Genomic DNA, 8764 nt, shown 5'->3' with positions numbered 1-8764 from the left:
GACCAAAAAGATAATTTCAGAATAGACTATGCGTTCGAGAGGCAATCACCATCAAAAAATACCAAAACTTTCAACAATCAAAACTCACCAAAAAATTCAATAATTAATACTTAAAAAAAACTAATTAAAATTGAAGATTAGATATTTATCAAAGATAATTATTCTAGTAATAATAAGATTTAACAATGAAACTCCAGCCAAAAAAGAGTATTTATGAGTATTTTAGTGAACTAGAAGACCCAAGAGTAGATAGAACCAAACATCATAAATTAATTGATATTATTACAATTACTATTTGTGCTGTAATTTGTGGTGCAGATACGTGGATAGATATAGAATCTTATGGTGAATCTAAATGTAAATGGCTAAAAAGTTTTTTAGAACTGCCTAATGGAATTCCATCTAACGATACATTTGCCAGAGTTTTTGCACCTTTAGACCCGTAACAATTACAACAATGTTTTTGATCATGGATTCAGTCAGTAAATCAAATAACTAGAATGTTGCGATATAACTGCCGCACTTGCTCCGCCAACGCGACAATGACCTTAGTTGGAGTTAACTAGATTTCAACTTTGTAGCTTTTGGGCTTACCTGTTTGAATCATACCCTTGGGCATGGCACATTGCACAAATAACTCCACTGCCTGAGCATCAAATTTTCGTCTTTTGGAGTAGGGTAAAACCTAGTTCTAAAACTTGCGCTAGGTGTGGAACTGTTAAAGAAGCTCTGTCTTTATCAGAGAGCGTAATCAAATTGCAAACCCTACAATTTTAGCCGCGATGAGACTTGTTTGGCAGGGTCTAAAATTCAGCTATGGCGGCAGTGATAGCTACGCTTCCGGGTTCCGCGTTTTCGCGCTGAGCCTGTTCGCGCAGGCAAACGTCGTGACAGCGTGTGGACGGTGAGTGCCGACACTGCCAGCGTGAAGCAGGAATAGAAAATCAATCATAGAGTTGATAGATTATCTAGGTTTCTAAGAACGGTGAGTATCTACACATCTAAAGATGCGAGAGTTATTTAGTAATTCTAATTATCAGAGAATAAACTGTTAATTATTTGACAGGAAAAGATTTTACAAAAAAGTAATATATTTTTATTAGCAGTAACCATATATCTGGTAAGACAAACTTATATTTTTATGTCTAGTTGTGGCCAGATTAACTGTTAAAAATATAGGGTTAAGTTAAATCCGGTTCTTCATGCTTTCTATAGAAGAAGTCAAAACCATTCAATTACTAAGCACGAATTTTACTCAATCTTACTTGAATTATAGGGTAGCAGACTACAATAGGCAAACTTTTGTCTGAGTTTGGAGTCGTAGGTCATCTTCTCAATTTAGAGGGTGTCAAAAAGCGAATTATATATATAGTGCAGCTAAGTTGCATTAAGTTGTTAAACTGAGGTAGCTGTTATGCCTGCTAAAGATTTTCTTAGTTCAATGCAAAAGAAAAGATTGCAAAAAGCCTTACAAGAAGGTAATTGCTCTCATTTCCGAGAACGAGTATTGATGTTACTCCTATTAAATGACGGAAAAACTTATTCAGAAATTTCTGCATTTATCGGTTGTTCTTATAGAACAGTTGCTTATTGGTGTGTACATGGAGACCCAGACCAATTAGATAGTTTACGAGATCAACGAGAGCATGGTAACTTTCGTAAAGCTACAGAAGAGTACATTCAGTTATTGGTAGAAGTCAGCAAAAAATCTCCTCATCAGTTCGGTTATGAATGTCAACACTGGAGTGGAGAACGTTTAGCAAATTATCTTGCTGAAAAAACAGGAATCAAAATTAGTGGTACTCAAGTTAGGAGAATTCTTAAACAAAAAAATATTCTCCTTCCCAGAGGTAGATTACAAGTTAGTCATCGAGTAAATACTACAAAAAACAAACTGGAATGTTAGGCATTCATCTAAATTATGAAAATATGAACAGTTAATCTATGGAGTTAAATGCGGATAAATATACCTTAAAAATATTTATTTAGCATTTTTCCTTAATGTTTTTTACTAATTTATAGTAAAAAAATAATAATTATAGTTATTAACTATTGCAAGTTAAATGTATAACTATAAAAATCCTATAATTACTCAATTATAAAAAATAAAAAGAATATTAATTTGCTTATTATGAACATCTAATCTAAAAAAATTATGAAATATTAATTCTTATTATTAAAGCGTCAATTAAGCTTAAGTGAAAATACTTAAATCAACAACAAACAAAAGATTTGAGTTCTTCACTCCATGTATAGTTAGTTATATAGCAATCAGGACATTACTATGATTAATCAGCTAAATCAACTTACAGATGACGAGTAGTATTACTAACACAAACTTCTCAACAGCAATAACAGGGGGGTGTTATGACTCACAAAATGACTGAAAACTGTATCTCATGTGGCACCTGTGTACCCCAAATCCACTGCCCAACAGGTGCAATAACTATAGAAGATGAAAAATACTCCATTAATCCTGAACTATGTAATAGCTGTGAGGGTTATTACGAAGAACCTCAGTGTGTAATTCACTGTTCTATTAGTAGTCCTGTTCCCACTAAAGCCAAAAAAGGTAGGTATAAAGCTGAAACAAGAACACCCACAAGCTCTAATTTATTTCCCAATGGCAAGCATAGTCCTTTTGCTTCTTCTATCGCGATCTGGGAAGCTTGCAACATTCTGACGCAGAGAGAATCATTACCTTGGACAGTGAATGCAGAAGGTAAACTGATTTATCAACGTTCTATTAAGCAAGGTCAGGGTTCAATCAGTTTCAGCATCAAAGATGTGGAGTATTCATCTCAAATTATAAATGATGATGTCATCAAAGTCACAGATATGCCAGCAATGGATATCAGAGCAGCTTGTTTGCACCTAATTTATGCTGCCCATGCAGCAGTTATTGACAAACCATGGGAGCAAGAATTTGTGATCGATGACCAACAAATTGAAAGGTACTTAGGGTTAGAAAAACGCAAAGACTTATCGAAAGCAACTAAACTGAGTTTAATTAAAAACCTAGCTCAACAACCTTGTAATATTACTACTACTATTGATTGGCCTCAGCAGGGCAGAATTAATGCGTTCTCATTACCAGAAGATCAATTATGGCATATCTTAGACATTCAACATCACTTTTCTGAAGATTCTACAGGATGTAAACATCTTGTTGGTCTTACCTTTAGAGTCAAAGCTGGTCTTTGGACTAAGTATTTCCTCAACAGAGAAGGTTGCAAGCAGGGCAAAGCATTTTATCAATACGGTATTTTGCCTCAGTCGATATTAACTACAGTAATGAGTATCTGGCAGCAACATGAAGGTACTGCTCGAATGCTATTATGGTTATTATTTAAAACCAAAATGGGTAGGGAACAACGGTTGACTGTACCTACTCTAATGCGAGTAGCTTATGGCGAACAAAAAGTGATACGAGCATCTTCTTGTCGGGATGATCGAAAACGACTAATTAGAACTTTTGAAAGTGATCTGGAAGTTCTCAATCACTATGGACTTAAACCCGAATTTGACCCGGTAACTTACCCCCAGGAAATTCAGCCAATGTGGGCAAAATTAGCTGCTCTGCCTGATGATGGTGAAGAAGCTTTAGATTTCTGGATTGATGACGGTAGTAAAAATACAAGACTAACAGATAACGGCCCCAGAGGTAAGTGGAATATGTTATTAAACGCTCGTATCCTCTGGTTTAAATTGCCCGAAGAATGGGATAAACACTTAGCAGATTTTGAAAAACAAAAGCTACGCTATTCTAATAAGCGTAAAAGAACAAAAAAGCTTGCTGCGATCTGTGGGGAACAGATTATGACTGCTAGAAAAAATCAGCAGTTAAGTCAGAGACAATTGGCAACTATGCTTGGAAAAAGTCAAAGTTGGATTAGAGATATTGAGAGTGGACGCTTTCAAGTCAAAGGTGAAGACCAAATGCTATTACAGAATGTTTTAGGTTTGGGAGGGTAATCATTTAAAAAACGTCACTATATCAAAAAAAAGCAGATAGTTGGTACATCAGTAGATATATCTGTCCCCACCAACATGGTTCCCTGGATTTCCATAGTCACGGACACCATTAAGGGGAGTCGCGCACCTTTTTTGGCAAACACCGCCTCAAAAGCACTCAATGCTGCCTTAATTTGCAGAACATCTTGACAGGTTTCCACGATAAAAAGATCGGAACCCCCGTCATAGAGACCTTCTGCTTGCACCATGAAGCTCGATCTCAATTCATCATAGGTAATATGACCGAGGGTGGGTAGCTTAGTTCCTGGACCGATGGAACCTGCGACAAATCTTGGTTTTTCGGGAGTGGTAAACTCATCCGCACAACTGCGAGCCAATTCTGCTGCCTTTCTACTTAGCTCATAGGCGCGATCGCCTAGATCGTACTCTGCGAGGACTAAGGGACTTGAGCCAAAGCTATCAGTCTCGACAACATCTGCCCCCGCTTTGAGAAAATTACGATGGACTTTTGCCACTGCTTCTGGCTTGGTGATGACTAAATATTCATTACAACCCTCATATTTGGCTCCACCAAAGTCCTCGGCGGTCAAGTTTTGGGATTGGATGTTAGTTCCCATTGCGCCATCAAAGATGATCACTGGACGCTCTGGACTCTGGAGCCGTTGGAGAAATGAAGTCTTTAACTGAGGTTTCGGAGTTTCAATACTTAGCATAGATGTAATGGTTATAGTTGGACTTCTCCTGCAACCTTTTTAACCCCAAAGCTATTCAGCTTGGAAGGCTGAGGAGGATAATTATGTGTAAGAATGATAATTATTCTCAATTTAAAATAGCATAAATCACGATGGCGCACGAATGAGCACACAACAACGGTAAAGTTGATCGGTGTGAGACCATCTTATAATGAAGTCCAACGCTTTACCTTTCACATCCGCTCCGACGCAGGGTTAGGTACACAAAGGCTTGTCACTTCTGGGTTTCGTACCCTCACCCTGACCTACAAAGCGACTCGTTTGCACAACAAAGCGACGCACCCGCGTTCAAGACTGGAATTTTAAGGGACTATAAACCCATGGATGTTGAGGTGCGGGGACATAAGTTGTAATTACTAGCCGAAAAGTTCGTGCCACGCACCCCAATCTAACGAATTGCTAATTCGGATTACTTGGTGGTAACTGATTCAATTTTTCGATCATAGAATCAAGACCTTGTGCAACTTTATCAGATGTCTCGGCAGTATAACAAAGGCGAAACCATCCTGGTTCACTCCAGAAACACTCCTGTCCTCGAACCAGTAACACCTGTGCTTCTTCACGAAGATAGCGAGTTAGCTTCCCTTCATTCGGATCGTTGAATTCAGGAGGATATAAAGATTCACAGAGTAATGGATCTGGTTCAATTGTGGTTTGTTGAACGCGATCGAGATAGGCACTTAAGTCTATCCAGAAGAAAATCCCTCCCTTGTTGTTAGGGTGATAGGGAATCAATGCCTCGTCGAGCTTATCTTTAACTATGGAATAGGATGATGGCAATAACGAGCTTTGATATGTACTGATGGCATTATTTGCTACTGTTGGATCTGGCTCCCCTCCAGAGAGAAAGAGCTTTTGCAACATATACGGATTTAATGAACCAAATGGTGAGAACCCGGCAATACTCCTATTACAAGCATCTCCCTCCATAGATTCTTGAACTTGTTCCGATTTTGAAATGATACAACCCACCCTAAAGCCAGACAGACCAAAATCCTTTGACAGACCCCAAACAACATGTATCCGAGTAGGATATATGTTGTAGGCATCTAATCCAAAAGCACTGACAAATTCGTTACCTTCCACATTAGTATTCTGAGAACAGGCATAAATTTCATCAGAGATAATATGATAATCCGATCCCAGACCCAAAAAATATGCGTAAATCTCTTCCATCTGCTCTTTACTATAGTTTGTCCCTAAAGGGTTCTGGGGATTAGTCAGCACTAAGAGCTTGGCATTAGGATTGGCTTCAACCGCATCTACTACATTTTGTGTAGAGAGTTCAAAGTTCTCGCCAACTGGAAAATGGATAAATTCCATTTGGGGACGCTGGCTAAAACACCATGGAAATCCGTACCACATCGGCCCCGGAATTAGTACCTGGTCTCCAGGACTAAATAGGGAAAATCCAAGACATTCTAATGCTGCCGACACACCAGAAACTACAAAAATGTCATCTAAAGTAATCGTTCCAATCGGTAGACTCCATTGTTGTTCTAGAAATTGCAGAATACTTTGCCGATACTCAGGACTGCCATACACAACCGATGGATATTGTATATCTGTCGCTGAAATTACAGGAAGCTCATCAAAAATTTGGTTCTCTTGGTAAAAGTCTAGTAACAATACATTTTCAGCCGTAGATAGGTTGACTACATCACTATCAATAAATTGCTTGTAATATTTAGCCCTTTGTTCAGGGTTAACTATCTTCCGAAGTTGTTGAAGATAATGCTCTTTGGATAATTTCATGCTTACTTCCTTTACGCTTGTTACACCACCACATGTTGCAATAACTGCAAGTGGTTCATCCAAATAATCAATACCACCATAGACTTTTTGCAGAAGTCAAGTAATAAGTATGAGAATTGATTAAAACTTTCAGGACTTACGCCTGATGTGAATTAAAATTAACCCTTATTTTATAGTTTACTTTTGCAAGAGGTCTCATAGACAGAAGTTAAATGAATCATTGCCTAGTTTGAATTCGTTTGGATAACAAATAATATTGTCGGACGACTAGATACACCCCAGTCAAAACCTGCAAGGGAGTTAACATAGCCAAGGTTTCGGGTTCGGCAAATAATAGCAGTCCATCTTTGCGAATAGAAGCTAAAACAATAGGCAATGAGGCGACCGGGGGTAAATTAAACCATCCCATCAAAGGGTTAATAATATTGGCTAAAGTTGCGATCGCTCCTAACCAATTCAACACAGAAGCAATAACAGTAATAACTAAAAAGATGGGAATTGCATTGAACAAAAATTGATTAATAGTTGACTTAGCTTCGCGCCAAATTACTAACGAATCAGGAAATTCTTTGACTCTTCAGTTTGATCGTGTCTTATCCATTAAGCAGAACTCTAACTTGTGATTGTATTGTATTGCACATCAGTAATTCATGTAGGAAAGCCATTTATTGGACAATTCACGGAAGCCAGAAGTCAGAATATAGAATTTAATATGCCTATTTAAGCGAAGTTGATATAATTTTTCAAACATCAATCACTTAATGCCTTGGCCAAAGCATGGATAAACAATCAATATCAACAGGCTTAATTGCCGGACTAGCAGCTACTCTGTTTTTCAGCATTAGCTTTAGCCTCCTAGAATATACAATAAAATTAAGTATTGTATTGGGTGTAATTGCAGGCATTTCTGCTGGTTTATTAGGGTATTGGTCACAAATAGAATCAATACCAGAAATTCCAGAGAAAACAAATACTGAACCTATAGATTCCCCAAAACCACCAAAACCACCAAAACCACTTAATACATGGCCTAAAACACCTAGAGAACGTAGCGGTGTTTCTATCTTAAGTTGGCTTTCAAGGTCAAGTCAAGTTTCTTCCAGAAGATATCAAAAATCTCGAAAAAAATACTAATCTTTCACTTCTAATGTTTTTGTTTTTTTCTAAATTACTCCCTTTATTTATCTATCCTTTGGGGTTATCTTGCTTGCTAATGCTGATAGCTTTTATTTTATTGTGGTGGTATCCTAAATGGTCAGCATTAGTAATTTTTCTGGCATTTACAGTAACATTTATGTTTAGTAATTCGTGGATTTCTCAAGGACTTATTAAATCCTTAGAATGGCAAAATTTACCGCCGAAAGAATTACCTTCAGCAGAAGCAATTGTAGTTTTAGGTGGTGGAATTAAACCAGCAAATTCACCCCGACCTTGGGTAGATTTTAGTGAAGCAGGCGATCGCATTTTACATGGAATAAGATTATATCAGCAGGGTAAAGCACCTTTAATTATATTAAGTGGTGGTAGAGTTGATTGGAAAGATGGAGGGAACCCTGAGTCTGGAGATATGGCAGAAATTGCTGAAACTATGGGAGTACCAAAAACAGCAATTTTACAAGATACAGACTCTCTAAATACTTATCAAAATGCTGTTAATGTCAAACAAATTTTAGAGAAAAATGAAATTAAAGGCAATGTTTTGTTAGTAACTTCAGCACTGCATACTCCTCGCTCAATATCAATCTTCAAAAAACAGAAAATATCAGTAATTCCAGCACCAACAGATTTTTTAGTTACTGAAAGAGATTTACAAGAAATACAAGATAGTTGGCAAGGTTTTCTGTTAAATATTATTCCTGATGCTGCAAATTTACAAAATTCTACTAAAGCTTTAAAAGAATATATAGGTATAATAGTATATCGTCTGCGAGGGTGGTTATAATATATTTTTTTGTAGTCAGTAGTTAGCATGAAACAAAGGATTTAATATATAGCAATATTGTCTGAATTGCAAGATATTGTAGATTTTTAGGGAATAGTCAATTCAGTTATCAGTTATCAGTTAGCCTTTTTACAGAGGAGTTAGTGGGACTTACACAAAATAGAAGTAGAAAATAGGCTCAAATATATATAGGAAAAGGCTTTTACCTCAAAAAAGCATAAATCCTTAATTACCAAGGGTTCTAGGGATTTTTAGTGCATTGACGCAATTTCCTGATCTAGACTGATATCATGTCCGTTTATATCGTTTGTGTAAACCCAAGGGTGAATATCTACAGGAA

6 protein-coding genes and 2 pseudogenes are annotated in these 8764 nt (G+C 37.1%); 5 read left to right on the top strand and 3 right to left on the bottom strand.

Annotated elements, in window-relative coordinates:
- Nucleotides 1-185: 185 nt before the first annotated feature.
- The 3 genes and pseudogenes from D5R40_RS27670 to D5R40_RS27660 form a co-directional block, all read left to right on the top strand.
- Nucleotides 186-443: pseudogene (locus D5R40_RS27670) on the top strand (transposase family protein); the annotation flags it as partial.
- 971 nt (nucleotides 444-1414) lie between these two features.
- A complete protein-coding gene (locus D5R40_RS27665) occupies nucleotides 1415-1906 on the top strand; it encodes a helix-turn-helix domain-containing protein (RefSeq protein WP_124147368.1) in 492 nt (163 codons plus the stop codon).
- Nucleotides 1907-2379: 473 nt separating this feature from the next.
- Entirely contained in the window at nucleotides 2380-3975 is a 1596-nt protein-coding gene (locus D5R40_RS27660; RefSeq protein ID WP_345789243.1) for a helix-turn-helix domain-containing protein, read from the top strand.
- A 53-nt stretch (nucleotides 3976-4028) separates the two neighbouring features.
- Here the strand turns inward: D5R40_RS27660 and D5R40_RS27655 are convergent.
- From D5R40_RS27655 to D5R40_RS27645, 3 genes and pseudogenes are all read right to left on the bottom strand, one after another.
- Nucleotides 4029-4688, bottom strand: a pseudogene (locus D5R40_RS27655) (homocysteine S-methyltransferase family protein); the annotation flags it as partial.
- Nucleotides 4689-5126: 438 nt separating this feature from the next.
- Complete coding sequence (locus D5R40_RS27650) at nucleotides 5127-6482, bottom strand: pyridoxal phosphate-dependent aminotransferase (protein ID WP_124155509.1); 1356 nt, start codon at nucleotides 6480-6482, stop codon at nucleotides 5127-5129.
- 217 nt (nucleotides 6483-6699) lie between these two features.
- Complete coding sequence (locus D5R40_RS27645; protein WP_205127713.1) at nucleotides 6700-6993, bottom strand: hypothetical protein; 294 nt, start codon at nucleotides 6991-6993, stop codon at nucleotides 6700-6702.
- Between the two features lie 266 nt (nucleotides 6994-7259).
- On the opposite strand from D5R40_RS27645, the gene D5R40_RS27640 reads away from it, so the two are divergent.
- Together D5R40_RS27640 and D5R40_RS27635 are read left to right on the top strand one after the other, a co-directional pair.
- A complete protein-coding gene (locus tag D5R40_RS27640; protein WP_124155508.1) occupies nucleotides 7260-7616 on the top strand; it encodes a hypothetical protein in 357 nt (118 codons plus the stop codon).
- Between the two features lie 79 nt (nucleotides 7617-7695).
- Entirely contained in the window at nucleotides 7696-8424 is a 729-nt protein-coding gene (locus D5R40_RS27635; RefSeq protein WP_445974439.1) for a YdcF family protein, read from the top strand.
- The last annotated feature ends 340 nt before the right edge of the window (nucleotides 8425-8764 follow it).

It is taken from the genome of Okeania hirsuta (genome assembly GCF_003838195.1).
Classification (GTDB): domain Bacteria; phylum Cyanobacteriota; class Cyanobacteriia; order Cyanobacteriales; family Microcoleaceae; genus Okeania; species Okeania hirsuta.
The sequence above is the reverse complement of the archived record's forward strand: the minus strand, read 5'-3'. Positions and strand labels throughout refer to the sequence as shown.